Annotated in this window: 38 protein-coding genes; 31 read left to right on the top strand and 7 right to left on the bottom strand. The window is 39.5% G+C overall.

What is annotated here, in order from left to right; all coding sequences use genetic code 11:
• Positions 1-114: 114 nt before the first annotated feature.
• The 13 genes from metA (at position 115) to whiA (ending at position 11,129) form a co-directional block, all read left to right on the top strand.
• Positions 115-1,059, top strand: a complete 945-nt coding sequence (metA, locus tag HT699_RS02725; RefSeq protein ID WP_023937474.1) for a homoserine O-succinyltransferase — start codon at positions 115-117, stop codon at positions 1,057-1,059.
• An 8-nt stretch (positions 1,060-1,067) separates the two neighbouring features.
• The gene (locus HT699_RS02720; protein ID WP_138706753.1) at positions 1,068-1,745 is read left to right on the top strand and encodes a DnaD domain-containing protein; all 678 of its coding nucleotides are present in this window, start codon (positions 1,068-1,070) and stop codon (positions 1,743-1,745) included.
• A gap of 97 nt (positions 1,746-1,842) precedes the next feature.
• The gene (gene tpiA / locus HT699_RS02715) at positions 1,843-2,601 is read left to right on the top strand and encodes a triose-phosphate isomerase (protein WP_000087893.1); all 759 of its coding nucleotides are present in this window, start codon (positions 1,843-1,845) and stop codon (positions 2,599-2,601) included.
• Positions 2,602-2,638: 37 nt separating this feature from the next.
• Entirely contained in the window at positions 2,639-4,129 is a 1,491-nt protein-coding gene (gene lytC / locus HT699_RS02710; protein WP_007284876.1) for a choline binding-anchored murein hydrolase LytC, read from the top strand.
• A gap of 600 nt (positions 4,130-4,729) precedes the next feature.
• Positions 4,730-5,248, top strand: coding sequence for a Dps family protein (locus HT699_RS02705; protein ID WP_023937471.1), 519 nt, complete (start codon positions 4,730-4,732; stop codon positions 5,246-5,248).
• A gap of 129 nt (positions 5,249-5,377) precedes the next feature.
• Entirely contained in the window at positions 5,378-5,884 is a 507-nt protein-coding gene (locus tag HT699_RS02700) for a dihydrofolate reductase (RefSeq protein WP_138699539.1), read from the top strand.
• On the top strand, positions 5,884-6,054 hold the full coding sequence (locus tag HT699_RS02695) for a hypothetical protein (protein WP_000442276.1): 171 nt from the start codon (positions 5,884-5,886) through the stop codon (positions 6,052-6,054). The genes HT699_RS02700 and HT699_RS02695 overlap by 1 nt, the downstream gene beginning before the upstream one ends.
• A gap of 31 nt (positions 6,055-6,085) precedes the next feature.
• Positions 6,086-7,318 carry an ATP-dependent Clp protease ATP-binding subunit ClpX gene (clpX, locus tag HT699_RS02690; RefSeq protein ID WP_172934083.1) on the top strand — a complete coding sequence of 411 codons (1,233 nt, stop codon included), beginning with the start codon at positions 6,086-6,088 and terminating at the stop codon, positions 7,316-7,318.
• A gap of 8 nt (positions 7,319-7,326) precedes the next feature.
• The gene (gene yihA, locus HT699_RS02685; protein WP_000405202.1) at positions 7,327-7,914 is read left to right on the top strand and encodes a ribosome biogenesis GTP-binding protein YihA/YsxC; all 588 of its coding nucleotides are present in this window, start codon (positions 7,327-7,329) and stop codon (positions 7,912-7,914) included.
• A 10-nt stretch (positions 7,915-7,924) separates the two neighbouring features.
• Positions 7,925-8,305, top strand: coding sequence for a RidA family protein (locus tag HT699_RS02680; RefSeq protein WP_001140420.1), 381 nt, complete (start codon positions 7,925-7,927; stop codon positions 8,303-8,305).
• Between the two features lie 51 nt (positions 8,306-8,356).
• Complete coding sequence (gene rapZ, locus HT699_RS02675; RefSeq protein ID WP_023937468.1) at positions 8,357-9,247, top strand: RNase adapter RapZ; 891 nt, start codon at positions 8,357-8,359, stop codon at positions 9,245-9,247.
• Entirely contained in the window at positions 9,244-10,221 is a 978-nt protein-coding gene (locus HT699_RS02670; protein ID WP_138706973.1) for a YvcK family protein, read from the top strand. The genes rapZ and HT699_RS02670 overlap by 4 nt, the downstream gene beginning before the upstream one ends.
• Positions 10,218-11,129, top strand: a complete 912-nt coding sequence (gene whiA, locus HT699_RS02665) for a DNA-binding protein WhiA (protein ID WP_138706972.1) — start codon at positions 10,218-10,220, stop codon at positions 11,127-11,129. The genes HT699_RS02670 and whiA overlap by 4 nt, the downstream gene beginning before the upstream one ends.
• An 87-nt stretch (positions 11,130-11,216) precedes the next feature.
• Here the strand turns inward: whiA and HT699_RS02660 are convergent, their stop codons facing one another.
• The 3 genes from HT699_RS02660 to HT699_RS02650 form a co-directional block, all read right to left on the bottom strand.
• Positions 11,217-12,344, bottom strand: coding sequence for a site-specific integrase (locus tag HT699_RS02660; protein WP_000266843.1), 1,128 nt, complete (start codon positions 12,342-12,344; stop codon positions 11,217-11,219).
• Positions 12,345-12,964: 620 nt separating this feature from the next.
• Complete coding sequence (locus HT699_RS02655; protein WP_000155204.1) at positions 12,965-13,729, bottom strand: type II toxin-antitoxin system PemK/MazF family toxin; 765 nt, start codon at positions 13,727-13,729, stop codon at positions 12,965-12,967.
• On the bottom strand, positions 13,730-14,488 hold the full coding sequence (locus tag HT699_RS02650) for a S24 family peptidase (protein ID WP_083022293.1): 759 nt from the start codon (positions 14,486-14,488) through the stop codon (positions 13,730-13,732). It abuts the gene before it with no gap.
• A gap of 168 nt (positions 14,489-14,656) precedes the next feature.
• Between HT699_RS02650 and HT699_RS02645 the strand changes: the two genes are divergently transcribed.
• From HT699_RS02645 to HT699_RS11985, 3 genes are all read left to right on the top strand, one after another.
• Entirely contained in the window at positions 14,657-14,932 is a 276-nt protein-coding gene (locus tag HT699_RS02645; RefSeq protein WP_172934082.1) for a hypothetical protein, read from the top strand.
• Between the two features lie 72 nt (positions 14,933-15,004).
• Entirely contained in the window at positions 15,005-15,148 is a 144-nt protein-coding gene (locus HT699_RS02640; RefSeq protein WP_000969964.1) for a hypothetical protein, read from the top strand.
• A 169-nt stretch (positions 15,149-15,317) separates the two neighbouring features.
• Positions 15,318-15,449, top strand: a complete 132-nt coding sequence (locus HT699_RS11985) for a hypothetical protein (protein WP_000446473.1) — start codon at positions 15,318-15,320, stop codon at positions 15,447-15,449.
• On the opposite strand, the gene HT699_RS02635 is transcribed toward HT699_RS11985, so the two are convergent.
• Entirely contained in the window at positions 15,446-16,156 is a 711-nt protein-coding gene (locus tag HT699_RS02635) for a DUF4145 domain-containing protein (RefSeq protein WP_000006951.1), read from the bottom strand. The two genes, HT699_RS11985 and HT699_RS02635, sit on opposite strands and share 4 nt — an antisense overlap.
• A 170-nt stretch (positions 16,157-16,326) precedes the next feature.
• Positions 16,327-16,545 (bottom strand): hypothetical protein, encoded by a 219-nt coding sequence (locus HT699_RS02630; RefSeq protein ID WP_000088810.1) that lies wholly within the window; start codon positions 16,543-16,545, stop codon positions 16,327-16,329.
• 148 nt (positions 16,546-16,693) lie between these two features.
• Between HT699_RS02630 and HT699_RS02625 the strand changes: the two genes are divergently transcribed.
• From HT699_RS02625 to HT699_RS02605, 5 genes are read left to right on the top strand one after another with little or no spacing between them, the layout of a single operon-like run.
• A complete protein-coding gene (locus HT699_RS02625) occupies positions 16,694-16,879 on the top strand; it encodes a helix-turn-helix transcriptional regulator (RefSeq protein WP_000263488.1) in 186 nt (61 codons plus the stop codon).
• A 12-nt stretch (positions 16,880-16,891) separates the two neighbouring features.
• Positions 16,892-17,104 carry a helix-turn-helix transcriptional regulator gene (locus HT699_RS02620; protein WP_001169630.1) on the top strand — a complete coding sequence of 71 codons (213 nt, stop codon included), beginning with the start codon at positions 16,892-16,894 and terminating at the stop codon, positions 17,102-17,104.
• A 39-nt stretch (positions 17,105-17,143) separates the two neighbouring features.
• Positions 17,144-17,986 (top strand): replication initiator protein A, encoded by an 843-nt coding sequence (locus HT699_RS02615; protein ID WP_000236631.1) that lies wholly within the window; start codon positions 17,144-17,146, stop codon positions 17,984-17,986.
• A 9-nt stretch (positions 17,987-17,995) separates the two neighbouring features.
• A complete protein-coding gene (locus tag HT699_RS02610; RefSeq protein WP_001203053.1) occupies positions 17,996-18,850 on the top strand; it encodes an ATP-binding protein in 855 nt (284 codons plus the stop codon).
• Entirely contained in the window at positions 18,840-19,007 is a 168-nt protein-coding gene (locus HT699_RS02605; RefSeq protein WP_000152772.1) for a hypothetical protein, read from the top strand. Before HT699_RS02610 ends, HT699_RS02605 begins: the two co-directional genes overlap by 11 nt.
• Before the next feature lie 291 nt (positions 19,008-19,298).
• On the opposite strand, the gene HT699_RS02600 is transcribed toward HT699_RS02605, so the two are convergent.
• Positions 19,299-19,466: a YjzC family protein gene (locus HT699_RS02600; RefSeq protein WP_000024181.1), complete on the bottom strand. Its 168-nt coding sequence runs from the start codon at positions 19,464-19,466 to the stop codon at positions 19,299-19,301.
• Positions 19,467-19,582: 116 nt separating this feature from the next.
• On the opposite strand from HT699_RS02600, the gene HT699_RS02595 reads away from it, so the two are divergent.
• Positions 19,583-19,726, top strand: a complete 144-nt coding sequence (locus HT699_RS02595) for a hypothetical protein (protein WP_165852417.1) — start codon at positions 19,583-19,585, stop codon at positions 19,724-19,726.
• On the top strand, positions 19,723-19,893 hold the full coding sequence (locus tag HT699_RS02590) for a hypothetical protein (RefSeq protein WP_000656630.1): 171 nt from the start codon (positions 19,723-19,725) through the stop codon (positions 19,891-19,893). Before HT699_RS02595 ends, HT699_RS02590 begins: the two co-directional genes overlap by 4 nt.
• Here HT699_RS02590 and HT699_RS02585 read toward each other — a convergent pair.
• A complete protein-coding gene (locus HT699_RS02585; RefSeq protein WP_237701456.1) occupies positions 19,886-20,047 on the bottom strand; it encodes a hypothetical protein in 162 nt (53 codons plus the stop codon). The two genes, HT699_RS02590 and HT699_RS02585, sit on opposite strands and share 8 nt — an antisense overlap.
• 196 nt (positions 20,048-20,243) lie before the next feature.
• On the opposite strand from HT699_RS02585, the gene HT699_RS02580 reads away from it, so the two are divergent.
• The 8 genes from HT699_RS02580 (at position 20,244) to HT699_RS02550 (ending at position 23,329) form a co-directional block, all read left to right on the top strand.
• Complete coding sequence (locus tag HT699_RS02580; RefSeq protein ID WP_000450963.1) at positions 20,244-20,510, top strand: hypothetical protein; 267 nt, start codon at positions 20,244-20,246, stop codon at positions 20,508-20,510.
• An 87-nt stretch (positions 20,511-20,597) separates the two neighbouring features.
• Positions 20,598-20,855 carry a hypothetical protein gene (locus HT699_RS02575; RefSeq protein WP_000608473.1) on the top strand — a complete coding sequence of 86 codons (258 nt, stop codon included), beginning with the start codon at positions 20,598-20,600 and terminating at the stop codon, positions 20,853-20,855.
• A complete protein-coding gene (locus HT699_RS02570) occupies positions 20,855-21,202 on the top strand; it encodes a hypothetical protein (RefSeq protein WP_000462836.1) in 348 nt (115 codons plus the stop codon). The genes HT699_RS02575 and HT699_RS02570 overlap by 1 nt, the downstream gene beginning before the upstream one ends.
• 16 nt (positions 21,203-21,218) lie before the next feature.
• Positions 21,219-21,362 (top strand): hypothetical protein, encoded by a 144-nt coding sequence (locus HT699_RS02565; RefSeq protein WP_000196747.1) that lies wholly within the window; start codon positions 21,219-21,221, stop codon positions 21,360-21,362.
• The gene (locus HT699_RS11980) at positions 21,349-21,471 is read left to right on the top strand and encodes a hypothetical protein (RefSeq protein WP_000928478.1); all 123 of its coding nucleotides are present in this window, start codon (positions 21,349-21,351) and stop codon (positions 21,469-21,471) included. Before HT699_RS02565 ends, HT699_RS11980 begins: the two co-directional genes overlap by 14 nt.
• Positions 21,468-21,656 (top strand): hypothetical protein, encoded by a 189-nt coding sequence (locus HT699_RS02560; RefSeq protein WP_138706934.1) that lies wholly within the window; start codon positions 21,468-21,470, stop codon positions 21,654-21,656. Before HT699_RS11980 ends, HT699_RS02560 begins: the two co-directional genes overlap by 4 nt.
• Positions 21,644-22,336, top strand: a complete 693-nt coding sequence (locus tag HT699_RS02555) for an ERF family protein (RefSeq protein WP_172934081.1) — start codon at positions 21,644-21,646, stop codon at positions 22,334-22,336. The genes HT699_RS02560 and HT699_RS02555 overlap by 13 nt, the downstream gene beginning before the upstream one ends.
• Before the next feature lie 3 nt (positions 22,337-22,339).
• Positions 22,340-23,329: a DUF1351 domain-containing protein gene (locus HT699_RS02550; protein ID WP_172930578.1), complete on the top strand. Its 990-nt coding sequence runs from the start codon at positions 22,340-22,342 to the stop codon at positions 23,327-23,329.
• Positions 23,330-23,338 lie beyond the last annotated feature (9 nt).

Below are 23,338 nucleotides of genomic sequence, written 5' to 3'. Positions count from 1 at the left end.
CGAAGTCAGTAACATATACGTACGGCAAGGCAACGTTGACGCGGTTTGAAGAGATTCTCGAAGAGTTTCAAACATATGCAATTATTTCTGAAAGAGTACAGTTAGGAGAGGGTTATGCCGATTCGAATTGATAGAAAATTACCAGCTGTTGAGATTTTACGGACAGAGAATATCTTTGTCATGGATGATCAACGTGCGGCCCACCAAGATATCCGTCCTTTGAAGATTTTAATTTTAAATCTCATGCCACAGAAAATGGTCACAGAAACCCAGTTGTTGCGCCATTTGGCTAATACGCCCCTGCAATTGGATATTGATTTTCTCTATATGGAGAGCCATCGTTCTAAAACAACTCGTTCAGAGTACATGGAGACCTTTTATAAAACCTTTCCTGAAGTCAAGGATGAGTATTTTGATGGGATGATTATCACGGGTGCTCCAGTTGAGCATTTACCATTTGAGGAAGTGGACTATTGGGAGGAATTTAGCCAGGTGCTTGAGTGGTCCAAGACCCATGTCTATTCGACCCTTTATATCTGTTGGGGGGCTCAGGCTGGTCTTTATCTGCGTTATGGAGTGGAAAAATACCAGATGGACAGTAAGTTATCGGGTATTTATCCTCAGGACACTTTAAAAGAAGGGCACCTTCTTTTAAGAGGCTTTGACGATAGCTATGTTTCCCCTCATTCTCGGCACACGGAGATTTCTAAGGAAGAGGTCTTAAACAAAACCAATCTCGAGATTTTATCAGAGGGTTCTCAGGTTGGGGTTTCGATTTTGGCTAGTCGTGATTTGCGTGAAATTTATAGTTTTGGGCATTTGGAATATGACCGTGATACCTTGGCAAATGAATATTTCCGAGATCGTGATGCAGGTTTGGATCCTCATATTCCAGAAAATTACTTTAAGGATGATGATGTCAACCAGACACCTTGTCTTTGTTGGTCTTCATCAGCAGCCCTCTTTTTCAGTAACTGGGTGAATTATGCGGTCTATCAGGAGACGCCTTTTGACTGGAGAAAAATAGAAGATGATGCATCTACATTTGGGTATTTATAAGAGGAATTATGACATATTTAGACGCTTTTAAATCAGGGAACTTGGTTTTACCGAGTGCCCTTCTCTTGCATTTTAAGGAACTCTTTCCTTCCAGCGATGATTTTCTAGTCTGGCAATTTTTCTATTTGCAAAATACGACAGGCTTAGAAGAAATGTCGCCCAGCCAGATTGCTGAAAGGATTGGCAAGGAAATTTCGGAAGTCAATCAGGCTATTTCCAATCTGACGGAGAGGGGACTGCTTCAGTATCGAACGATCGAATTGAATGGCGAAATTGAATTGCTCTTTGATGCTAGTTTGGCTTTGGAACGTTTGGATGACTTGCTTGGAGCTATTGCTTCGAGTTCAGACCAGTTGATACCTCAAAATCAGCTTAAGGATTTGGTGGAAACCTTCCAGCAGGAGTTGGGACGCTTGTTGACGCCTTTTGAGATTGAGGATTTGATGAAGACACTAAAGGAAGATGGAACCAGTGCTGACTTGATTAAGGAAGCTCTTCGTGAAGCTGTTTTGAATGGAAAACCAAACTGGAAGTACATCCAGGCGATTTTGAGAAACTGGCGACATGAAGGTATCAAAAGTGTGGCTCAAATCGAGGCTAAGCGGGCAGAAAGAGAAGCAAGCAATCCTCAGTTGACACAGGTATCGGCAGATTTCAGAAATGCTATGGATCTCTGGAAGGATTAATCCATGTCAGCAGGCTTGAAATCCGAGTAAGATTTGCAAGCTGTGTCTAATTGTGATAAAATAAATAGAAAATAAATTGAAAAAAGAGGTATGTGAAATGTCACGTAAACCATTTATCGCTGGTAACTGGAAAATGAACAAAAATCCAGAAGAAGCTAAAGCATTCGTTGAAGCAGTTGCGTCAAAACTTCCTTCATCAGATCTTGTTGAAGCAGGTATCGCTGCTCCAGCTCTTGATTTGACAACAGTTCTTGCTGCGGCAAAAGGTTCAAACCTTAAAGTTGCTGCTCAAAACTGCTACTTTGAAAATGCAGGTGCCTTCACTGGTGAAACAAGCCCACAAGTTTTGAAAGAAATCGGTACTGACTACGTTGTTATCGGTCACTCAGAACGCCGTGACTACTTCCATGAAACTGACGAAGATATCAACAAAAAAGCAAAAGCAATCTTTGCAAACGGTATGCTTCCAATCATCTGTTGTGGTGAGTCACTTGAAACTTACGAAGCTGGTAAAGCTGCTGAATTTGTAGGTGCTCAAGTATCTGCTGCATTGGCTGGATTGACTGCTGAACAAGTTGCTGCATCAGTTATCGCTTACGAACCAATCTGGGCTATCGGTACTGGTAAATCAGCTTCACAAGACGACGCACAAAAAATGTGTAAAGTTGTTCGTGACGTTGTAGCTGCTGACTTTGGTCAAGAAGTTGCAGACAAAGTTCGTGTTCAATACGGTGGTTCTGTTAAACCTGAGAACGTTGCTTCATACATGGCTTGTCCAGACGTTGACGGTGCCCTTGTAGGTGGTGCGTCACTTGAAGCTGAAAGCTTCTTGGCTTTGCTTGACTTTGTAAAATAATCAGTAAGTAGCAAAAGCTAGGTGGAACAGCATTCAGATGTCTGTTCCATTTTTTATAGGAGAGGAAAGATTGAAAACAAAATTTGTATGTATAGGGCTAGCAAGCCTTTGCTTACTTGGCGTAAGAGTTTCAGGAATTGCGGCAGATGAAACAAGTGGAAGCACAGTTTCAGAAAAATCTAGTCTATCAACAGGAACTTCATCAACTAGTAGCAATGAACAGAGAAACAGTGTCTCTGCCCACTGGGATGGAGATTATTATGTAAAGGCTGATGGTTCTAAAGCTCAAAGTGAATGGATTTTTGATAATAACTACAAAGCTTGGTTTTATCTCAAATCAGACGGTCGTTATGCTCAAAATGAGTGGCAGGGCAATTACTACCTGAAATCAGGTGGCTATATGGCTCAAAACGAGTGGCTTTATGATAATAATTACAAGAGTTGGTTTTATCTCAAGTCAGATGGGGCTTATGCTCATCAAGAATGGCAATTGATTGGAAATAAGTGGTACTACTTCAAGAAGTGGGGTTACATGGCTAAAAGCCAATGGCAAGGAAGTTATTTCTTGAACGGTCAAGGTGCCATGATGCAAAATGAATGGCTTTATGATCCAGCCTATTCTGCTTATTTTTATCTCAAATCCGATGGAACTTATGCTAACCAAGAGTGGCAAAAAGTGGGCGGCAAATGGTACTATTTCAAGAAGTGGGGCTATATGGCTCAGAATGAGTGGCAAGGCAACTACTATTTGACTGGAAGTGGTGCCATGGCGACTGATGAAGTGATTATGGATGGCGCTCGCTATATCTTTGCGGCCTCTGGTGAGCTCAAAGAAAAGAAAGATTTGAATGTCGGCTGGGTTCACAGAGATGGTAAACGCTATTTCTTTAATAATAGAGAAGAACAAGTTGGAACCGAACATGCTAAGAAAGTTATTGATATTAGTGAGCACAATGGCCGTATCAATGATTGGAAAAAGGTTATTGATGAAAATGAAGTAGATGGTGTCATTGTTCGTCTAGGTTATAGCGGTAAAGAAGACAAGGAATTGGCGCATAACATTAAGGAGTTAAACCGTCTGGGAATACCTTATGGCGTCTATCTCTATACCTATGCTGAAAATGAGACTGATGCTGAGAATGATGCTGAACAGACCATTGAACTTCTGAAGAAATACAATATGAACTTGTCTTACCCTATCTACTATGATGTTGAGAACTGGGAGTATGTGAATAAAAGTAAGCGTGCTCCGAATGATACAGGTACTTGGGTTAAGATTATCAACAAGTACATGGAGACGATGAAGCAGGCGGGTTATCAAAATGTGTATGTCTATAGCTATCGTAGTTTATTACAGACGCGTTTAAAACACCCAGATATTTTAAAACATGTAAACTGGGTAGCGGCCTATAACAATGCTTTAGAATGGGAAAACCCTCATTATTCAGGAGAAAAAGGTTGGCAATATACCTCTTCTGAATACATGAAAGGAATCCAAGGGCGCGTAGATGTCAGCGTTTGGTATTAAGCGATGATTTGAAAGAGGGATGTGATAGTAGCACCCTCTTTTTCTTTGTTTTATGATAGTTTATCCTCGAGTAAATTCAAGAACTTGCTCGGAAATGAATCTTATACTCAATGAAANNAGGTTGTAGATAAGACTGATGAAGTCAGTAACTATATCTACGGCAAGGAGACGTTGACGTGGTTTGAAGAGATTTTCGAAGAGTATTATATAGTAGATTGAATATAGACCAGAACATTGCGGTTGCTAAAACATTTTTAGAAATTCATTTGTCTTTCCTAATCGACTTGGTTACATCTTATTTCAATCTATTATAGTCTTGGGGAATTTCTTCAAACCACATCAGCTTGGTCAGTTCTACCTGCGACCTCAAAACTTGTGCTTTGGTCAAGCTGGGTTTAGTTTCCTAGTTTGCTGATGGATTTCCATTGACTATAAGCATCCAACCCTCTTTTCGTCTTCTAAAGAATTCTTAAATTATCAGTCTATTGCAACTTTTCTCATGTGGGTTATTTTGCTTGCTATTGGTTTTCCTTAGTAGTATACTAAGGTAGTAATCATTAAGAAGTGGTTACATAAAAATAATGAATGAGGTAAAATAAAATGGTAGAATTGAAAAAAGAAGCAGCAAAAGATGTCGCAACATTAACAAAAGCAGCGCCAGTAGCATTGGCAAAAACAAAGGAAGTTTTGAATCAAGCTGTTGCTGATTTGTACGTAGCCCACGTTGCTTTGCATCAAGTGCACTGGTACATGCGTGGACGCGGTTTTATGGTATGGCATCCAAAAATGGATGAGTACATGGATGCTCTTGATGGTCATTTAGATGAAATCAGTGAACGATTGATTACACTCGGTGGTAAACCATACTCTACTTTGACAGAGTTCCTTCAAAACAGTGAAATCGAAGAAGAAGCTGGTGAATACCGCAATGTTGAAGAAAGTTTGGAACGTGTCCTTGTTATCTACCGTTACTTGTCAGAACTTTTCCAAAAAGGTTTGGATGTTACTGATGAAGAAGGTGATGATGTGACAAATGGTATCTTCTCAGACGCTAAAAATGAAACGGATAAAACAATCTGGATGCTTGCCGCAGAACTTGGACAAGCACCTGGTTTGTAAGAAACAAGGCAACATAGATAAATCTGTAGGAAATTTCTTACAGATTTTTTCTATTTTGTAAGCTATTCCAAACCAGTCTTTTTTTGAGTTTTTTGATAAAATAGTACTATCAGTAAAAAGGATGGAAGCATGACTAAGAAAATCGTAGCTATTTGGGCCCAGGATGAAGAGGGTGTGATTGGTAAGGATAATCGTCTGCCTTGGCATTTGCCAGCAGAACTGCAACATTTCAAGGAAACAACTCTGAATCATGCTATCTTGATGGGGCGGGTAACCTTTGATGGGATGGGACGTCGCTTGCTTCCACAACGGGAGACCTTGATTTTGACACGTAACACGGAAGAAAAGATAGATGGGGTTGCTACTTTTCAGGACGTCCAGTCTGTTCTCGACTGGTATCAGGCTCAAGAAAAGAATCTCTACATTATCGGTGGGAAGCAGATTTTTCAGGCTTTTGAGTCCTATTTGGATGAAGTGATTGTCACTCAAATTCATGCTCAGGTGGAGGGAGATACCTATTTTCCTGAAGAGTTTGACTTGTCTCTTTTTGAGACAGTTTCAAGCAAATTTTACGCCAAAGATGAGAAAAATCCTTATGATTTTACCATCCAATACCGCAAGAGAAAGGAAGTCTAATGGAACGGAGTTTATTTGGTTTATTCACGGCTTTTCTGTGTTTCATCTGCCTTCTGGCAGGAGCACAGGCTTTTCGTAAAAAGCGTTACGGGCTTTCTATCCTCCTTTGGTTAAATGCCTTTACCAATCTGGTCAATAGTATTCATGCTTTTTACATGACCTTATTTTAGATAGAATGACAGTATAGAATGGAAGGAAATCATGTCTACAAATAGAAAAAATGATATGATGGTTTATTGCTCATTTTGTGGCAAAAACCAAGAAGAAGTACAAAAAATAATCGCTGGCAACAATGCTTTTATTTGTAATGAATGCGTGGAGCTAGCTCAAGAAATTATTCGAGAAGAATTGGTTGAGGAAGTCTTGGCAGACTTGTCTGAGGTGCCAAAACCAATTGAACTCCTCCATATCTTGAACCACTATGTAATCGGTCAAGATCGTGCCAAGCGTGCCTTGGCAGTGGCGGTTTACAACCACTACAAACGTATCAATTTCCACGATACGCGTGAGGAGTCAGAAGATGTGGATTTGCAGAAGTCAAACATTTTGATGATTGACCCAACTGGTTCAGGGAAAACTTTCCTTGCCCAGACCTTGGCTAAGAGCTTGAATGTGCCTTTTGCGATTGCGGATGCGACAGCTCTGACTGAGGCTGGTTATGTGGGTGAGGACGTGGAAAATATTCTCCTTAAACTCTTGCAGGCTGCTGACTTTAATATCGAGCGTGCAGAGCGTGGGATTATCTACGTGGATGAAATTGACAAGATTGCCAAGAAGAGCGAGAACGTATCGATCACACGGGATGTTTCTGGTGAAGGGGTGCAACAAGCCCTTCTCAAGATTATCGAGGGAACTGTTGCTAGCGTGCCGCCTCAAGGTGGACGCAAACATCCGCAACAAGAAATGATTCAAGTGGATACTAAAAATATCCTCTTCATCGTGGGTGGTGCCTTTGATGGTATTGAAGAAATTGTCAAACAACGTCTGGGTGAAAAGGTTATCGGCTTTGGTCAAAATAATAAAGCAATTGATGAAAACAGCTCTTACATGCAAGAAATCATCGCAGAAGATATTCAAAAATTCGGTATTATTCCAGAGTTGATTGGACGCTTGCCTGTCTTTGCAGCCCTTGAGCAATTAACGATTGATGACTTGGTTCGTATCTTGAAAGAGCCAAGAAATGCCTTGGTCAAACAATATCAAACCTTGTTATCTTATGATGATGTCGAGTTGGAATTTGACGACGAAGCTCTTCAAGAGATTGCCAATAAGGCCATCGAACGGAAGACAGGGGCGCGTGGTCTTCGCTCCATCATCGAAGAAACCATGCTAGATGTCATGTTTGAAGTACCGAGTCAGGAAAATGTGAAATTGGTTCGCATCACAAAAGAAGCTGTCGATGGAACGGATAAACCAATCTTGGAAACAGCCTAGAGGTGACTATGGAAATCAATACACATAATGCTGAAATCTTGCTCAGTGCAGCCAACAAGTCTCATTATCCGCAGGATGAACTGCCAGAGATTGCCCTAGCAGGGCGTTCAAATGTTGGTAAGTCTAGTTTTATCAATACCATGCTGAACCGTAAGAATCTGGCTCGTACGTCAGGGAAACCTGGGAAAACTCAGTTGCTCAACTTCTTTAACATTGACGACAAGATGCGCTTTGTGGATGTGCCTGGCTATGGCTATGCCCGCGTTTCCAAAAAGGAACGTGAAAAGTGGGGGCGCATGATTGAGGAGTACCTAACGACTCGAGAAAATCTTCGTGCAGTGGTCAGTTTGGTGGATCTCCGTCATGACCCGTCAGCAGATGATGTGCAGATGTACGAATTTCTCAAGTATTACGAGATTCCGGTTATCATCGTTGCGACCAAGGCGGACAAGATTCCTCGTGGTAAATGGAACAAGCACGAATCAGCAATCAAAAAGAAATTAAACTTTGACCCAAGTGACGACTTTATCCTCTTTTCATCTGTCAGCAAGGCAGGAATGGATGAGGCTTGGGATGCAATCTTAGAAAAATTGTGAGGAAAAGAAAATGGCAAAAACAATACATACAGACAAGGCTCCAAAGGCTATCGGACCCTATGTTCAAGGAAAAATCGTTGGCAACCTTTTGTTTGCTAGTGGTCAAGTTCCTCTCTCTCCTGAAACTGGAGAAATCGTTGGAGAAACGATTCAAGAACAGACAGAACAAGTCTTGAAAAACATCGGTGCTATTTTGGCAGAAGCAGGAACTGACTTTGACCATGTTGTCAAAACAACTTGCTTTTTGAGCGATATGAACGACTTTGTTCCTTTTAACGAGGTTTACCAAACGGCCTTTAAAGAGGAATTCCCAGCTCGTTCAGCAGTAGAGGTAGCTCGTCTTCCTCGTGATGTAAAAGTCGAAATCGAAGTCATCGCAGAGATTGGATAAGCTAGTTGAAGTTTGGTGTTGCCAAACTTCTTTTGATATAAGGAGAAAAAGATGACAAAGAAACAACTTCACTTGGTGATTGTGACAGGAATGAGTGGTGCAGGCAAAACTGTAGCCATTCAGTCCTTTGAGGATTTGGGTTATTTTACTATTGATAATATGCCGCCAGCTCTCTTGCCTAAGTTTTTGCAGTTGGTGGAAACAAAGGAAGACGATCCTAAGTTGGCCTTGGTAGTGGATATGCGTAGCCGTTCTTTCTTCTCGGAGATTCAAACTGTTTTGGATGAGTTGGAAAACAAGGAAGAACTGGACTTTAAAATTCTCTTTTTGGATGCAGCTGATAAGGAATTGGTCGCGCGTTACAAGGAAACCAGACGGAGTCACCCACTAGCTGCAGATGGTCGGATTTTGGATGGAATCAAGCTGGAACGTGAGCTCTTGGCGCCTTTGAAAAATATGAGCCAAAATGTGGTGGATACAACTGAACTCACTCCTCGTGAGCTACGTAAAACCATTGCAGAGCAGTTTTCAGATCAAGAACAAGCCCAGTCTTTCCGTATCGAAGTCATGTCTTTCGGCTTTAAATATGGAATCCCAATTGATGCAGACTTGGTTTTTGATGTGCGCTTTTTGCCAAATCCCTACTACCTTCCAGAGCTGAGAAACCAAACGGGTGTGGATGAACCTGTTTATGACTATGTCATGAATCATCCTGAGTCAGAAGATTTTTATCAGCATTTATTGGCCTTGATTGAGCCGATTTTGCCAAGTTACCAAAAGGAAGGGAAGTCTGTTTTGACCATTGCCATGGGTTGTACAGGTGGACAACACCGTAGTGTGGCCTTTGCTAAACGCTTGGCGCAGGACTTATCCAAGAATTGGCCTGTTAATGAAGGGCATCGCGACAAAGACCGAAGAAAGGAAACGGTAAACCGTTCATGAGAAAACCAAAGATAACGGTGATTGGTGGAGGGACTGGGATCCCCGTCATTCTTAAAAGTCTGCGTGAAAAAGATGTGGAAATCGCTGCTATCGTAACGGTGGCGGATGATGGTGGTTCTTCAGGTGAACTCAGAAAAAATATGCAGCAGTTGACACCGCCAGGTGATCTTCGCAATGTCCTTGTGGCCATGTCGGATATGCCTAAGTTTTATGAAAAGGTCTTTCAATACCGCTTTTCTGAGGATGCTGGAGCCTTTGCTGGCCATCCATTGGGAAATCTCATTATCGCTGGCCTGTCAGAAATGCAGGGTTCAACCTATAATGCCATGCAGTTATTGAGCAAATTTTTCCACACAACTGGGAAGATTTATCCTTCCAGTGACCATCCCTTGACCCTTCATGCAGTCTTTCAGGATGGGACAGAAGTGGCTGGAGAGAGTCATATCGCAGACCATCCAGGCATGATTGACCATGTTTATGTGACCAATACCCTTAACGATGATACGCCTCTGGCCAGTCGTCGAGTAGTGCAGACTATTCTTGAAAGTGACATGATTGTCCTCGGACCTGGTTCTCTCTTTACCTCTATTTTGCCTAATATCGTGATTAAGGAAATTGGGCAGGCGCTTTTGGAAACCAAGGCAGAAATCGCCTATGTCTGCAATATCATGACCCAACGTGGGGAGACAGAACATTTTACAGATAGTGACCATGTGGAGGTCTTGCATCGTCACCTTGGTCGACCTTTTATCGATACTGTCTTGGTGAATATCGAAAAAGTTCCTCAGGAATACATGAATTCCAACCGGTTTGATGAATACTTGGTGCAGGTGGAACATGATTTTGCTGGTCTTTGTAAGCAAGTTCCGCGCGTGATTTCATCCAACTTCCTTCGTCTGGAAAATGGAGGCGCCTTCCACGATGGTTATTTGATTGTGGATGAATTGATGCGCATTATACAGGTGAGAAAATGAGTTTTACAGTAGCAGTAAAAGAAGAAATTCTAGGTCAGCACCATCTAAGCCGACATGAATTATCAGCTATTATCAAGATGTCTGGTAGCATCGGTCTCTCGACCTCGGGCCTAACCTTGTCTGTTGTGACAGAAAATGCCAAACTGGCTCGTCACCTCTATGAGTCCTTTCTCCATTTCTACGAAATCAAATCGGAAATTCGTCACCACCAACGGAGTAATCTTCGCAAGAATCGTGTCTATACCGTTTTTACAGATGAAAAGGTGCAGGATTTGTTGAGTGATTTGCACTTGGCTGACTCCTTCTTTGGTCTGGAAACAGGCATTGATGAGGCGATTTTATCGGACGAGGAAGCAGGACGTGCTTATCTTTGTGGAGCTTTCTTGGCAAATGGGAGCATTCGTGACCCTGAGTCAGGCAAGTACCAGTTGGAAATCAGTTCTGTTTATCTGGACCACGCGCAAGGGATTGCCTCCCTTCTCCAGCAGTTTTTGCTGGATTCCAAGGTGCTTGAGCGCAAGAAGGGGGCTGTGACCTATCTCCAGCGTGCTGAAGATATTATGGACTTCTTGATAGTCATCGGAGCCATGAAGGCGCGTGACGATTTTGAGCGAGTTAAGATTTTGCGAGAAACCCGTAACGACCTCAATAGAGCCAATAATGCCGAGACAGCTAATATCGCTCGGACAGTTTCTGCCAGCATGAAGACCATCAACAATATCAGCAAAATCAAAGATATTATGGGCTTAGAAAATCTGCCAGTGGATTTGCAGGAAGTAGCGCAGTTGCGGATTCAGCACCCAGACTACTCTATCCAGCAGTTAGCAGATAGCCTCAGCACCCCTCTGACCAAAAGTGGTGTCAACCATAGACTCAGAAAAATCAATAAGATAGCCGATGAATTATAACGATATAAAGCAACCCCTTGAATTATCAATATCTTCAAGGGGTTTTGTTGTGTTGTGAAATCAAAAAGGGGCAACCAAGGGGCAGAATTAAAAAATAGTATCTAATTTATTGACCAGTTTATCCTCCATATCCTCAGTAGTATGAGAATAGATTTCCAAAGTCATCTTTGCATTTGAGTGTCCAACTCGATCCATTATTGATTTTATTGGAAGGCCAGACTCTGCTAAAAACGAAATATGAGAATGCCTAAAAATATGGCTAGATAAGTTTTTTTCTATTTTAGCCTGTTTTCCATATTTTTTTAATATCTGTATGAAGCAAGCTATTGTTGTAGGTTGATTCCATTTTTCAAAACAGAAAATATAATCATCGCTTGACAATGGCTGGAAACGTTCGCTAAGTCGTACTATTTGTCTTTGGATAGCTTCTATGACACTCTCTGATACTTTGATTGTCCGTATTGAATTTGTAGTCTTTGGTAGCGTCTTGATTTTGTTTACTGAATCAAAATTACCTGTGATCTCAATTTTGTTGTTTTCAAAGTCTATATTCTTCAGTTGTAAGGCAGTTAACTCACCATATCTCATACCAGTTAATGCCAGCACAAGAACCATGTCAGCGTACTTTTGGTGATATTCTCGACGATTAAGGACATCGATAAGCGCTTTTATTTCTTGCATGGTGAGAAAGTTGTTACGCTTTTTTTCCAGTTCTTCTAAAGTCTTTGGTTTTTGAGGAATCGTAGTATAATCGACCTCGTTGTTTTCAATGTAAGAGTATTGAACAGCGTAATTAAAGATACCTCTGAGCCTATGCCGTACTTTTTTAGCTGTAATATATCCGTTGCTTTCAATAATTTTTTCAATAGCCTCTTGAAGAAAACGCCTGTCAAGATTAGCAAGTATGGTATCGGATGGTATGATTTCCTTCATCTTCTTATCAACTGATTTACAATTATGTTTTGTTGATTCCTTTACTGTTTGCGCCCATGATTTATAGAAAAGGTTATAGATTTCTTCAAATGTAATGCTTTCTACTTGTTTTGTGCTGAGTTTTTTATTTATCTTCTCTTGCAACAAGATAGCAGCTTGATTTCTTGCCTGGGGAGTTTTCTTCTCCATCGTGACTGAAACTTTTTTTAATTTCTCAGTATATGGATCTTTATATCGCTCAAAAAATTTGTATTTTCCGTTGGGAAGTTCTTCCATCCACATTGTATTTACCTCACTTTTTTGATAAAATGGGTATAGTAAAGAGGGCTTTTAATGCCTTTTACTATACTGGATATCCTCACACTCAGAGTCGCCAAACTTTGCGAGTGTGGGGATTTTTTTGAGTTGTTTCCAAAATGGAAACAGTTGGCAGCTCGTCAGATAATAAAATAAGGTGTACCTCTTAGAAGTACACCAGACGATTTTATCCTTGACGAACAAGGCTTTTTTACATTCTTAGTGTATTTCTTTTTTTAATTTCTGTCAAACGTCAACTTATTTTAACGACTTATGTTTACTAGAATATGAAAAGAAAAGTAGTCGTATCAAATACGGCTACCATCACGTTATGGATCTAAAATCCAAACCTAAACTTTATGGAGCTAAACTCCTGATAGCTGTATTGTAATATAATTTTCAAAAAATATCAATTTTGCACAATAGACCTATGGGATGAGGTTGCTATTGGCGAATATGGGGGTGTTTTTGTTTATTTCAAGTATTTATAACTCAAAAAGGGAAGTAACAATTAAGCTACTTCCCTGGAGCGCAAAGGCTCAAAGTTTAAAAATATGAGGGTAAACCTCTAAGTAACCTAATTATAGAGTAAACTTTTATAAATGTCAATTTTTTAAGTACAATTCTTTTAATTTTTCGTCAATTCTATCTAAAGTTTCGTCACTAACCTTGATTTTTCCGCAAGGATCCAGTTCGTTTATGTAAATAATTCTGTCTTTACTAATCGTTTTTATCTGATCACATTTTGCGTAGGAAATTTTATTAAATCGTTGATAATGGTTAACAAGATCTTTTAATTTTCTATTAGTGTTTTCCACTTTTTCCATCCCTGCACCGTTGTCATAGATTTCTTTAGCTGATTCTGAATTGTAAGCATCTCCGTATTGAATCAAAAATTCCTGATATATTTCTTCTGCACTCCCTAAATCAAAAGGAGTAATTTCTGTAAGTGCATAGTGAATGATCGAAAAATAATCAAAACCAATTTTGTCAAGAATAGGTAATAAGAATCTTTTGGATTTTTGCTGTATAACTTCGTCAATCATAACAGAAAACTTTTTTTCTTTTGAACTAATTGGAAGTACCGTCAGATTCCTTGATTTTGGAGAATCATTTTTATTTAGGACAACAGCCCAGTGTCTATTTGATAATTCAGAGCCAATATTGATTCCAAAATCTACAAAGATTAAAGAACCACGTTTCAGAACATTGTAACTCTTGCTAGTGTTTTGTGTTTCTGACAAGAATAGATTAGATTCTTTTTCTAGCCAATTAGGCAAAAATCGGAATTTATTATTATTTTTAAATGTTGAATGAACTTTCTCAAAGTTTTTTGAAGCCTTTAAAATCTGTTTATTTTGTATTGTCATTTATTCCCCTCTATACACCCCGATAACTGCATAAATCTTGATGTGTGTGTCTTCGGCTGGTGGGAAGTCTAGGGTGATGTCTTCGTACTTGTCATTGAGTGATACGAGGCGTAAGCGTCCGTTTTCGGTATAGATCTTTTTGAAGTAAGAACGGTCTCCGTATGCGATAACTGCTAGGTCTCCGTTGTAGGTGGTCAGTCCTTTGTCTACTAAATAGAGAATATCTCCGTCTTGGTAGTCAGGCTGCATGGAGTCTCCGCTGACCTTAGTCGCAATATCGTGATGTGGTGGTTGCTCGTCGACCTCTATAATCTCTCTGTCTGTATCGTCGTACCCAAATCCATAGTTAAATCCAGAAGCTGCTGCCGTCTCAGATACAACCTCAACTTGGTACAAGTCGATAACTTTCTCCGATACTTCGTTTATCTTCGTTTCTTCTTCGTTTTTCTGCTCGTCCAGTTGCCTCTTTGCATAATTCAGGACTTTGGCTTGTCTTGGAGGTTTTAGTTCGTCGTAGATGGTTTGGATTGGGGAAGTGGCTTTATCAACATGACTTGAAAAATCTTCACCGAGTAGCAGGGATTTTTTGATACCAAAAATAGCAGACATCTGCTCTATATTATTCATTAGAGGCTGGTTTCTACCAACTTCCCACGCCGATATAGCAGTAGGAGCCACTGACAGTTTCTTAGCCAATTCCTTTTGAGTAAGTCCAGATAGTTTACGATAGTACTTTATATTTTGAGCCAATGAATCCATTCGCTAACTCCTTTCTTTCCTTTGTTTTATACCCCTATTGTACACTTAAAGTGTAAAAAAGTAAAATTTTTTTAACAAAAAGGCAAAAAACACTTGCAACTACACTTGAAGTGTAGTATAATATAATCAAGCTTAAGGAAATAACAAAACAAACCGGAGGAAAACACCATGAACACATTAAACGAGAAAGCAATCAACATCTTTAAAGCAGTAGCTAAGGAAACTTTAATCCAAGGTACTTACGAGGGAAACTTCCTCTACAGCCAACTTGAAACATTCTGTACTAACTGCCGTCAATTCGCTTTTGGATGGACAGAGTTAGCAGAGGAGATTGAACGCCAAGAGCGTTACCTTCTTGATGCTGGTTTCACTCAAGAGGAAATCGATGACATTCGTTTTGATGCAGCATTTGCAGGAATGCTTGATAAAATGAATGTAGCCTGATTGGTATCACCAAGGTTCAAATCCTTGGCAGGTTGTTGCTCCAAGAGCAAAATAAAACAGGAGGTAAGGCGAATGATGGAACACATCATAAAAAGCCTAGCAACCAAGGACACCACAACCGTCATCTTGGTACTAGGCTTAGTAAACGAAGCTCGTCTTTGGCATAAGCAGTACTTAGCTTACAAGCTCAAAGACAAAGAGCTTAAGAAAAAGTAGAGAAAGGGGCAGAAGCCCCAACCTCTACTTGATAGTGTACCATCATTTGCCGTGAAAAGCAATGGATGAAAATGTTGGATTGATAATCCTAGCAGGATTTGTGATTGTATCTTTTACTATTCGTCAGATAGTGAAGTATCAATGTGATAAAAAAGATAAGGAGTAGGGAATGGAAAGTGTTGAAATTGTTGAATTGATAAAAATTACATTTAAACGAGGGAAAGGGACAGAAGATGACCCGGTTAGAGTTGTAACTCAGTATTGGGACAAAGAAAATGTATTAATCTTTGAGAAAGATTAATTATCTCTTCTTTCGATAGAATTTCGGTAGGAATCAGGTAATAGGTTATATATGTCTAGAATTTTTTTAGGTTGTGTGATTCGATTATCTACAATCAAGTTGATAAAACTTAACAATGATAAAGCTAACTCTTTGTTATCTTTTATGTCTATTTGACCTGGATGTACAGCATTATTCCCTATTACTCTAACACTGTCTAGCATTTGTTGGATTTCTATTGGCATTCCTTTAGAGACAAGACTTCCAATTTGGGTATTTAAATCTTTACCTTGTGCGTTTAAATGAGCAACAAGCTTTTCAATAGCTAGACGGGATAGAGCTGCAGAAGCTCTAGGCGATATATTTAGAACTTCTCCAGCTTCAATATAGATTTCTTTCACATCATCAGGCATATCATTATTAGGTTTAGGTACTCCTTCGGCAACATTTGGGAAAATTAATGTCGACGTTGCATCGCTTGTGTTTAATACTATCCTGGAGCCATACGTTATTTGGATTTCATTTGTTATCCAAATAGAAAATTGATTACAAGCCTGACATTGTGCAATTATAATAAATTTGATAGATTCTTTGTAATCTCTATTGATATCAATAGGATTATAAGTCCATAAATGGGAAGAGAAACCTGAACATACAGGGCATTGAAATGCTTTTGAATTGCCTGCGAAGCGACTGCCTAGGCTTAATTTAGAAAGATCAAATGACATATTTTTTCTCCAATCGTTTTATTTTGATTATACCACATTTGAAAGGGGGGTGAGAAAATGAGACCAAGACGATATCCGTATAGTGGGAAAAGAAAAAAGCCTATCGGACAATCGATAGACTTAGTAGCGAGACTTTTTAGACTTGAATCGCAAGTCATTAGTTTAGCTAATCATGAAATGTTTAAAATGCCATCTTCACGTTCTTCAACTGTATAACCAGCACTTATGCATTCTGCAATAATTTCGTCTTTAGGGATAGCATAAAGTGCAGGGTCTACGCAACAAACTTTGAACGATGGATCACTTAGAATATCCTGAATAAAACGATCTAAATCATCCCAGTTGTAGTTAGGATAATTCTTTTGAGGTCTAGGTTGTAAACGAGACATATAATTTTCTCCTTTCTATTGGAATTTTGACTAAAACGTGAGAGGTCTTAGTCAAGATATATTATAACCCAAACGTATTTGGTTGTCAACATATTGTATAAGAAAGGATTTAGTGTGCTTGAAAAGCACAACATATGGTGTTTTTTTGATGTGGGATAAAATTGAAAAACAATTAAAAATAAAAGGCTGGTCGATGTATCGTTTAGCTAAGGAATCGGGTGTCCATCCATCTAATTTTTCAAATCTGAAGGCTGGTAGGATGAAAGAGATGTCGTGGACGAATATGTGCAAAATCGCTGATGCACTGGAAGTCAGCTTAGACGAATTAAGATAAGGGGGTGAGTGCGTGCAAAAAATTAGCTTAAAAATGGCGAGAATAAAAACAGGAATGACTCAAGAGGAAATCGCTAAAAAATTAGGAATCTCTAGAAATACATACATGGATTATGAAAGATATGATACACCTATGAGAATAACTACAGCTATAGATTTCTGTCGTATAGTTGATATTCCACTGGATGAAATTTTTTTCGAGAAAAACTACACTTCAAGTGTATAGTTTCTGGGGATTTTTATAAATAGGAGGTGATTTAGTTGAATGGTGATACAAAAAGACGACATCGAAGATTTCCTTGACTTCATAAAAATACCAGTTGTTTTGATTAAAGACAAAGCGTTTTCAGAATTAAGTATGGAAGCAAAAGTTTTGTATTCAATTATGAAAGATAGGCTTAAATTGTCTTTGAAGAATAACTGGATTGATGAAAAAGGAGCATATATTCATTTATCGATTGAAGAGCTACAAAAAGATTATTTTGTTCAGTTATCAAAACCTACAATCATCAAGAGAAAAAAGGAATTAGTTGATTTTGGCTTGATTGAATTAAAAAAGCAATTTAACAAAAGCGACAAGATTTATGTAAATAGGTTATCTAGTTACATAAGTAAAAATTCTTTACCTACGGAAGTAAAAAACTTTGACCACATAAGTAAAAATTCTTTACCTACGGAAGTAAAAAACTTTGATTCTAATCAGAGTTACATTAATCAGAGTTACATAAACAGAATTACTGAACCAGATGGTGCTGGTGCTAATAATCTATATAGTATAGAGGACGCACCCGAAAATGACTTGGGGATTGTTCACGATTGGATTTTTTCAGAGTTTGGCAGATACCCAACACCGTTTGAGATTGAGGATTTGAAATACTTCTTGCAAGACCATAGTAAAGAGGTTATCAAGTTAGCAATCAAGGAATGTGTGGGCAATGGTAAACCTTACTTTAAGTATCTTGAGAGTATTTTGAGAGACTGGAAACAGAAAGGTCTAGTGACTGCTGAGTTGGTAGAGAATAGACAGAGACCGAAGCGGTCAAGTGGGAAGCCAAGCAGTGAGTTAAGATTGTCAGACGACGGTTACAACCCACGACTGGGATTCTAGGAGGGTGCTATGCGAGCAGTATCAAGAGATGAATTGCAGGGTAGATTTTTACAGATTGAAACCTTGAATACCCAATGCCCCAAGCATGAGGGAGTCTATATGTGGCGCTCAGTCAACCCTTGCACGCAGAATGTGCTGACTTATTGCCCTGAATGCGGACAGGAGAAAATCCACAGTCAAGCAGGAGAGCAACTGGCGCAAGCTGAGGCTCAAATTAGAAATACAAGGTCTTACTCTTTGTTTGCTAAGGAGAGTATTATTCCGCCTGATTTGAAGAATGCGACTATCGGCAGCTTTGAGATTCACACAGACCAAGATGCTGAGGCGGTCAATTTCGCTAAACGTGTGACGGTTGACTATGTGAAAGAGCGATATGAAGGGAATACGATTATCAGCGGTCCGCCTGGAGTTGGGAAGAGCCATCTAGCAATTGGAATTGCTAAGACACTGAACGAGAGTTTCCAGAAGTTCCAGTTGAAGCGCTCGGTGGTCTATATTCCCTCCATGGAACTATTCTCACGGATGAAAGACGCTTTTAGATACAAGGATTCCAAGTGGGAAGAAAGACGGACTATCCAGTTCTTGCAGAAAGTGGACTACTTGATTTTGGACGATCTTGGCAAAGAGTCAAGTGTAGGCGATGAAATCAAGCAGGGGAACAACTGGATGCAAAAAGTCCTGTATCAGATACTTGAAAACAGGACGAACACGATTATTACAACCAACTACGGGGGCAATCACTTGGAGAAACTTTACGAGAAAAGCCTCGTAGATAGAATAACGAAAGGAAACATGAAGACCAATGCGTTCAAATTTAGCAATGACACAGAGTCTAGACGCACCTTGTCAGCAAGTGACTATTAAAGAGCGTCAGCAGATTATTGAACAGTTTGAAGAAAAACATTACGGATTGTCTAGCTTGCTGAAAGAGCGGTTGTTGATTACAAGCGACTACCAATTTACAAGAAAGATGAACGAACTACGAGCCTTTGCCAGAAATGGCGGGATTTATACGAGTTAGGAGGTGAGGAAATGAGACCAAGACGATATCCGTATAGTGGGAAAAGAAAAAAGCCTATCAATTTTCAGATAGACTTAGAAAAATTCAATCGTCTTAGCTATGAAGCCATTCATGATACTTCTCAAGTAACTCAATAGGAGGAAGGAATAAAATGATTCACCATTATATAACTCACTATGCCAGCAATGGGAAAGATTACGCCGAAGCATGGATTCAAATTGATTTTTTGGGAATGTGCTTTTGTGTATGGAAAAAGCGTACAACCATTGAACGATTGTACGCAAACGAAGATTAGACTTTTTTCCAACCGTTGCCTTTAGCAGATGTCGGAGGGAGCCGATCACCTTTTCCGATAGTTGCGGTATGACCATTAGTAACTTTTCCGCCACGAGGTCCTACCTCTACATAGCGACCAGGTTTCTGATTATCTGTTCCAGGTTTTATTGGAGTATTTGCCATACTATCTCCTCCTTTCTATTGAAATTTTGACTAAAACGGTGAGAGGTCCTAGTCAAGATGATTATAGCAATCGAGGAGAAAAAAACATCAGTCTCAAGACTGATATAGGAGTCTGAATGGAAGATAAAATCATTGAACTTGCTGATTACTTCATCAGCGAATCTACAACGTACAGAGAAGCAAAAATAGCATGTGAGAAGCTATTTAGACAAGTCAGCCATGAGATAGAACTCAGGGCAATGGAAAGTAGGACAGTATGAAAGAAGCAGTAAAGGAATTTCTAAAATTCAGGAGCCGATTTACAAAAATAGAATGGTTTGAAATTAACCAAGCTATCGAAGCTCGTTTAAATCAAAAAGCCGACCAGTTGAAACTGGACGACTTAGATTTAGAAATCATTTCTAGCAGACTAGAAAAAGTTATCTAGAAACGATTTGAATGAACATTGGATGGATACGATAGTCAGCGCCACGATAGTGAATGTAGATATAATCCTGATGGTACATCGAGTTTGCTTCAGGTTTAGAAATTGGTGAGTAGAGTTCTGCATTTTCTTCCCACCAAATGTAAGGACTAGCCATATTTGGTCCCATTACACAATCGTCGTCGGCTGATAGGTTCACCCAATTTCCGCAAAGACATGCGTGAATTTCAGTCATAATATTACCTCCTTTCTGGTTTCATTATAGCAGAAAAGGAGATAGCAAAAAAGCACCTGACGGCAATCAGGCGCATGACAAAATTATTCAAGAAAATTATACCACGAAAGGAGCAAAAATGGAAACAGTTCAAATCGTGAGAATTAAAGACGTGATCATCGAGAAGATTTCTGCAAACGATGAAGAACTAGAGCACATCTTTGGATGTTCAAAACGACAAGCGGGAGATATGAGGCGAGAGATGAAAAAATTACCTAGTCAACAAAAATACCTTAGAAACGATGGTCAGCTTGTCACAATCAAAGGTTTTGATGCTTATCTGCAATATCGAGGCAGTCAATCATGGAAGAAAGAAATGTCTAAAACCGTTAAGATGACACGATAGCAGAATAATAACTACTAACTTTACAACAAACTACTACTAATCTAAATAAAAGAAAGGGATAACTGAGTTATCCACAGGAGAAAAACAATGATTAACAAAGACCAAATTATCAAAGCGCAACAGGAAAAAATTGAACGCATTGAACAGTTACAAAAAAAGCTACATAAATTATCTACGCTTGGATTGCTAACTACAAAACTTTTGGGGCTACCTAATGAGTTAGAAAAGCCGTTGAAAGTAACCCACGACATCTCACATGTCATCAAGGATGTATTGGATGGCATGAGCCCAAGTGAGGCGATTAAGCAGAATATGGCAGAAGAAGATGATGAAGAGGAAGAATAATGTTTGAACCACCATTAGTTAGCCAGCTTTTAGGAACTGGTGCAGTGATTTTAGGATTTATCGGTGCAGGGCTTCTAGCTCATCAGATGGATAAGCAGGAAGAGGAGAAAATCCGCCAGAAGGAAGAAGAAAGACGAGAAGAGCAAGAATTTGCGTCTATGATTATCCAAGGTTACAACCAAGCATACGAACGTGGTAGAGAGGCACAGCGACAAGAAATCCGCAAGAATATCCGCAGAGAGTTCAAAGGCTTCACCTACGACAACGAACCGCCTCAAGGATTGCGCCCTGAGCCTCTAGCCTTGCCAGAACCACGAAGATCACGCTATGAAAAGTATTTGGGGTAGAGCAAAGGAGACGCTAATGACTAGAATTGAACTTGAAAACCGTGTATGGCTTTTGGCCAATCATGAAGAAAAAAACGAATTGCTGGATCTTGGGCTAACATCAAAGGCTAGATATGTGAAACGAGTGCTGGAACTTGGAAAGGTGTATGCTCATGTTTGATTACGACAGAGATATAATGCAACCGCCTGAAGAACGTGAAGAACTTGACCCAAGCCAGTACATCTATGTTGGCTGTGGGCAGTATCGATACGTGGGGGATGAAGTATGATTCAGGAGCTACACGAAGAAATCGATAATTGGCGAGCTGAATATATTCATCTTGGCCGAGAGCTCGGGGAAATCATCAACGAGCAACAAAATATTATTTTGAAATTGCAAAACGAAAATAGACACTTAAAACGTGAAAATTGGAATTTGAAGAAGACGAAAGGTAGAAAGAAATGGCAAGTTTAACTTTCCCAGAGTTGCAACAAAAAATGCAATTAGAAAAAAAGAAATCAAAAGATGTAAAGTACGCATTTAGAAATGCCGAGGACATCTATACAACTTTCAAAGAGCTAAAAAGCGATCGGTCTGTAATCGTAACTGATGAACTCGTTGAGCTTGTTGGAAAAATCTTTGTAAAAGCAACAGCCGTAGCTTTTAATGACGAGAGAGACGAGAGGTACCAATCAACAGCGTACGCTGAAATGAGTCCAGTTCCAGTATTTAATACCCAAAAAGGACAGATTAAACAAATGCAAGATCCGCAATGGACAGGCGCAGTCAGCTCATACGCTCGAAAATATGCCTTACAGGGGTTGTTTGCGATTGGTGAAAAAGATATTGATGAGTATCCAGTAGAAGAAAGCCAAGAACAAGGGCAGAATAATCAGCAACAGAAACCAAACAACCAGCAAGCTCAAGAACAAAATCAAGTAAGGTACATTGACAACATTCAGTATCAAGAAATCATCAAGAACGTTGAAGAAATTGCGACGATTAAGGGAGCGCCATTTGATACAGTTGCAAATTTTGTATTGAGAAAGTATCAAATAGACGATTTCCACAAAGTACCAGTTGATGGCTATAACATAGTGATAGACTATCTCACTAAACAAATTCAAAAAGCATACGAAAAACAAGGAGTATAAGACATGGTAAAAGATGTAACTAATAGCTTGACAGAAATTAAGGTAGATTTCCAACCAGCAGTAATCAATGTTGATTATGATAGCGTTGAGAAACAACTTGCAGCAATCGTTGCACAGTACACGGATTATGAGGTGACGGCATCCACTTATAAGATTGATTATGATGAGCGTACACGCCTTAATAAATTAAAAGAGGCGTTGGAAACTCGGCGTAAGGAAATCAAAAATAACATCAATAATCCATACAAGGAATTTGAGAAGTGGTATAAGAAAACAGTTGAGCCATTGGATAATGTTATCTCAAACATCACAGCAGGACTTAATGTGATTGATGAACATGAACGATTGATGCGCGTGGATGTCGTGCGTGCCATATTTGAGGATAAGTGTATGGTTGCAGGGATTGAAAAATCCACATTCGCTGACAAATACGATGAGTACAGCCTCAAGAAATATTTTAAAACAGATAAGTACGAACTGAAAAAGACAACACTTGATGAAATGGATGCCTTAGTGCTTTCAGAATTTGATGCCCTGGAAGAATATAAGGCCAACAAGCAAGCTATCCAAGAGCAAGCTCAAGAGTACGATTTGCCAGCTGATAGCTATATCAGACATCTTGAAGATGGTAAGAGCCTTGTTGGTGTTTTCAAGATGATGAAAACTGATCGTGATGCTGAGATTGCACGCAAAGAGCAGAAAGAGGCTCAAGAAAAAGCAGAAGCTGAACGACTTGCAGAGATTGAACAATTGGCCAAAGAAAATGCAAATGCGCATATCAAGGCTTACGATGCTGAAACAGGCGAGATTTTGGAGCAGGGTATAATTACACCAGAACCTCAAAATAATGCGCGAGAGGTGGCAAAATTTGAACCTAGCGAGCCTTTAACAATTGACTTGCGTTTGACATTGCATGGTGGTTTAGAACAGTGGGAAAATACACAAGAATATTTTGAGGATAACTTTATCGGTTTTGAATCTTTGGAGGATTAAGTAGAATAA

Source organism: Streptococcus sp. 1055 (assembly GCF_013276815.1).
GTDB classification, from domain to species: domain Bacteria; phylum Bacillota; class Bacilli; order Lactobacillales; family Streptococcaceae; genus Streptococcus; species Streptococcus pseudopneumoniae.
The sequence above is the reverse complement of the archived record's forward strand: the minus strand, read 5'-3'. Positions and strand labels throughout refer to the sequence as shown.

Coding starts and splice junctions, on each gene's coding strand:
- HT699_RS02650 (WP_083022293.1), bottom strand. CDS start 14,488: ATGGATTCATTGGCTCAAAATATAAAGTACTATCGTAAACTATCTGGA.
- HT699_RS02600 (WP_000024181.1), bottom strand. CDS start 19,466: ATGGCAAATACTCCAATAAAACCTGGAACAGATAATCAGAAACCTGGT.
- metA (WP_023937474.1), top strand. CDS start 115: ATGCCGATTCGAATTGATAGAAAATTACCAGCTGTTGAGATTTTACGG.
- HT699_RS02640 (WP_000969964.1), top strand. CDS start 15,005: ATGATGGAACACATCATAAAAAGCCTAGCAACCAAGGACACCACAACC.
- rapZ (WP_023937468.1), top strand. CDS start 8,357: ATGACAAAGAAACAACTTCACTTGGTGATTGTGACAGGAATGAGTGGT.
- HT699_RS02645 (WP_172934082.1), top strand. CDS start 14,657: ATGAACACATTAAACGAGAAAGCAATCAACATCTTTAAAGCAGTAGCT.
- lytC (WP_007284876.1), top strand. CDS start 2,639: ATGTCTGTTCCATTTTTTATAGGAGAGGAAAGATTGAAAACAAAATTT.
- HT699_RS02680 (WP_001140420.1), top strand. CDS start 7,925: ATGGCAAAAACAATACATACAGACAAGGCTCCAAAGGCTATCGGACCC.
- HT699_RS02660 (WP_000266843.1), bottom strand. CDS start 12,344: ATGTGGATGGAAGAACTTCCCAACGGAAAATACAAATTTTTTGAGCGA.
- tpiA (WP_000087893.1), top strand. CDS start 1,843: ATGTCACGTAAACCATTTATCGCTGGTAACTGGAAAATGAACAAAAAT.
- HT699_RS02655 (WP_000155204.1), bottom strand. CDS start 13,729: ATGACAATACAAAATAAACAGATTTTAAAGGCTTCAAAAAACTTTGAG.
- clpX (WP_172934083.1), top strand. CDS start 6,086: ATGTCTACAAATAGAAAAAATGATATGATGGTTTATTGCTCATTTTGT.
- HT699_RS02625 (WP_000263488.1), top strand. CDS start 16,694: ATGTGGGATAAAATTGAAAAACAATTAAAAATAAAAGGCTGGTCGATG.
- HT699_RS02575 (WP_000608473.1), top strand. CDS start 20,598: ATGATTAACAAAGACCAAATTATCAAAGCGCAACAGGAAAAAATTGAA.
- yihA (WP_000405202.1), top strand. CDS start 7,327: ATGGAAATCAATACACATAATGCTGAAATCTTGCTCAGTGCAGCCAAC.
- HT699_RS02695 (WP_000442276.1), top strand. CDS start 5,884: ATGGAACGGAGTTTATTTGGTTTATTCACGGCTTTTCTGTGTTTCATC.
- HT699_RS02595 (WP_165852417.1), top strand. CDS start 19,583: ATGGAAGATAAAATCATTGAACTTGCTGATTACTTCATCAGCGAATCT.
- HT699_RS02565 (WP_000196747.1), top strand. CDS start 21,219: ATGACTAGAATTGAACTTGAAAACCGTGTATGGCTTTTGGCCAATCAT.
- HT699_RS11985 (WP_000446473.1), top strand. CDS start 15,318: ATGGAAAGTGTTGAAATTGTTGAATTGATAAAAATTACATTTAAACGA.
- HT699_RS02555 (WP_172934081.1), top strand. CDS start 21,644: ATGGCAAGTTTAACTTTCCCAGAGTTGCAACAAAAAATGCAATTAGAA.
- HT699_RS02705 (WP_023937471.1), top strand. CDS start 4,730: ATGGTAGAATTGAAAAAAGAAGCAGCAAAAGATGTCGCAACATTAACA.
- HT699_RS02720 (WP_138706753.1), top strand. CDS start 1,068: ATGACATATTTAGACGCTTTTAAATCAGGGAACTTGGTTTTACCGAGT.
- HT699_RS02615 (WP_000236631.1), top strand. CDS start 17,144: ATGGTGATACAAAAAGACGACATCGAAGATTTCCTTGACTTCATAAAA.
- HT699_RS11980 (WP_000928478.1), top strand. CDS start 21,349: ATGCTCATGTTTGATTACGACAGAGATATAATGCAACCGCCTGAAGAA.
- HT699_RS02590 (WP_000656630.1), top strand. CDS start 19,723: ATGAAAGAAGCAGTAAAGGAATTTCTAAAATTCAGGAGCCGATTTACA.
- HT699_RS02610 (WP_001203053.1), top strand. CDS start 17,996: ATGCGAGCAGTATCAAGAGATGAATTGCAGGGTAGATTTTTACAGATT.
- HT699_RS02560 (WP_138706934.1), top strand. CDS start 21,468: ATGATTCAGGAGCTACACGAAGAAATCGATAATTGGCGAGCTGAATAT.
- HT699_RS02580 (WP_000450963.1), top strand. CDS start 20,244: ATGGAAACAGTTCAAATCGTGAGAATTAAAGACGTGATCATCGAGAAG.
- whiA (WP_138706972.1), top strand. CDS start 10,218: ATGAGTTTTACAGTAGCAGTAAAAGAAGAAATTCTAGGTCAGCACCAT.
- HT699_RS02570 (WP_000462836.1), top strand. CDS start 20,855: ATGTTTGAACCACCATTAGTTAGCCAGCTTTTAGGAACTGGTGCAGTG.
- HT699_RS02585 (WP_237701456.1), bottom strand. CDS start 20,047: ATGGCTAGTCCTTACATTTGGTGGGAAGAAAATGCAGAACTCTACTCA.
- HT699_RS02700 (WP_138699539.1), top strand. CDS start 5,378: ATGACTAAGAAAATCGTAGCTATTTGGGCCCAGGATGAAGAGGGTGTG.
- HT699_RS02550 (WP_172930578.1), top strand. CDS start 22,340: ATGGTAAAAGATGTAACTAATAGCTTGACAGAAATTAAGGTAGATTTC.
- HT699_RS02635 (WP_000006951.1), bottom strand. CDS start 16,156: ATGTCATTTGATCTTTCTAAATTAAGCCTAGGCAGTCGCTTCGCAGGC.
- HT699_RS02670 (WP_138706973.1), top strand. CDS start 9,244: ATGAGAAAACCAAAGATAACGGTGATTGGTGGAGGGACTGGGATCCCC.
- HT699_RS02630 (WP_000088810.1), bottom strand. CDS start 16,545: ATGTCTCGTTTACAACCTAGACCTCAAAAGAATTATCCTAACTACAAC.